Annotated in this window: 2 protein-coding genes and 1 pseudogene; 1 reads left to right on the top strand and 2 read right to left on the bottom strand. The window is 70.6% G+C overall.

Annotated elements, in window-relative coordinates:
• Positions 1-351 precede the first annotated feature (351 nt).
• Both ABZ281_RS48530 and ABZ281_RS48525 read right to left on the bottom strand, forming a co-directional pair.
• Positions 352-900 (bottom strand): TetR family transcriptional regulator, encoded by a 549-nt coding sequence (locus tag ABZ281_RS48530; protein ID WP_356665149.1) that lies wholly within the window; start codon positions 898-900, stop codon positions 352-354.
• Positions 900-1,220: a multidrug efflux SMR transporter gene (locus ABZ281_RS48525; RefSeq protein ID WP_356665147.1), complete on the bottom strand. Its 321-nt coding sequence runs from the start codon at positions 1,218-1,220 to the stop codon at positions 900-902. Before ABZ281_RS48525 ends, ABZ281_RS48530 begins: the two co-directional genes overlap by 1 nt.
• A 180-nt stretch (positions 1,221-1,400) precedes the next feature.
• Here ABZ281_RS48525 and ABZ281_RS48520 point away from each other — a divergent pair.
• A pseudogene (locus ABZ281_RS48520) lies at positions 1,401-1,645 on the top strand (alpha-L-arabinofuranosidase); the annotation flags it as partial.

Genomic DNA, 1,645 nt, shown 5'->3' with positions numbered 1-1,645 from the left:
TGAGGCCGCGCCCCCGGATCATCCGCCCCGAGGGCAGCTGAATTACCTTGGGAGTTTCGGCGTTCCACAGTTCGGTCATGAGGGCAACCTAACCGGCGGACGCCGATGGAGGCGAACCGGTGCGGGGGCGTCTCACGGGACGGGCGGTATCCACCCCTCCGAACGCCCCCTCAACAGCACGGACACCCAGCACGGCCACTCAGCCGGGACACCCGGCTGGAACACCCACCCGAGGGCACCCCGCCCACGGAGACCCCCACCCGGACAGACGCTCGCCCCGAACACCGCTTGCGGAGGTACACCGACCTCACCAGGCCGCCCCGAAGCACCCGCTTGGGACGGGCCCCGGCCTCACCCGCCCGCCCCCGCAAGCACCCGCCCCAGCACCTCCCGCGCATACCCCTCGTCATACGGAACCCCCGTCAGCAGCACCTGCAGACAGATGCCGTCGACGACCGCCACCAGCGCCCGCGCGGTCACCGGATCCGTATGCCGGGACAGCAGCTCGGCGACGCCCTCGGCCCACTCGGCGGCGACGGGCCGCAGGGCGGGCCGGCGCAGGGCGGCCAGGTACAACTCGTACTCCAGCTCCACCCCCGTCCGCTCGCCCGCGAGCCACTGCCCCATCCACGCGGCGAGTTCGGCGGCCAGATCCGTGCGCGAGTCCTCCAGACCGCCGCGTGAGGCGACCACCTTGGCGAAGCCCTCGTTGGCCTGCCGCAGCGCGGCGACCAGCAGCTCGTCGAGTGTTTTGAAGTGGTACGTCGTCGAGCCGAGCGGCACATCGGCCTCGGCGGCGGCACTGCGGTGGCTCAGCCCGGCGATCCCCTTCGCCCCGACGACCCGGATCGCCGCGTCGATGATCCGCTGGCGCCGCTCAGGGTCGTAGCGCCGGGCCATCAGTGGGCTCCGCCCAGGTTCAGTACCACGACGCCGACGATGATCAGCGCGATGCCGGCGGCCTTGGCGACGGTCATGCCCTCGCCCATGAACGCGATCCCGATCGTGGCGATGGCGGCGGTGCCGGCCCCGGCCCAGATGGCGTAGGCCGTGCCGACCGAGACGGTCTTCAGGGTCTGCGCCAGCAGCGCGAAGGAGACGACGTAGCCGAGGACCGTGAACAGCGACGGCCCGAGCCTGCTGAAGCCTTCGCTGTACTTCATGGCGGTGGTCGCACCGACTTCGGCGGCTATGGCCCCGGCCAGCAACAGATATCCCATATGTACGAGCGTACACAACACCTGTACACCCGTACACAACGAGCCTTCGGGTATCGGAGAGAAATCGCTCTCACAAAACGCGCCACAGGCGCCCCACACGTCCACTACGGTGTCACCGATCACACACCGGGCCACCACAACTGCGCCGCCGTCAAGGGTGCCCCGCCGGAGGAACAGCGCATGTCAGAAAGCAAGTCCCGGCCGCCACAGGACCGACCCTGGGAGAGCGGCTGGGCCCCGGACACCACCCGGGCACCGGGGACGCGACGGCTCTGGCTGGCGGGCACGCTGGCCCTGGCCACGATCACCGCGTGCGTCACGGCCATCACCGTCATGGACAGCGAGTCCGGCGAGCAGGAAACCCCGGCGGCGGAGCCGACCACCCTGAGCAGTTCGGCGCCGGGCGGCCTGATCTCCTTCGCGAC

This window comes from Streptomyces sp. NPDC006265, assembly GCF_040613555.1.
Classification (GTDB): domain Bacteria; phylum Actinomycetota; class Actinomycetes; order Streptomycetales; family Streptomycetaceae; genus Streptomyces.
The sequence above is the reverse complement of the archived record's forward strand: the minus strand, read 5'-3'. Positions and strand labels throughout refer to the sequence as shown.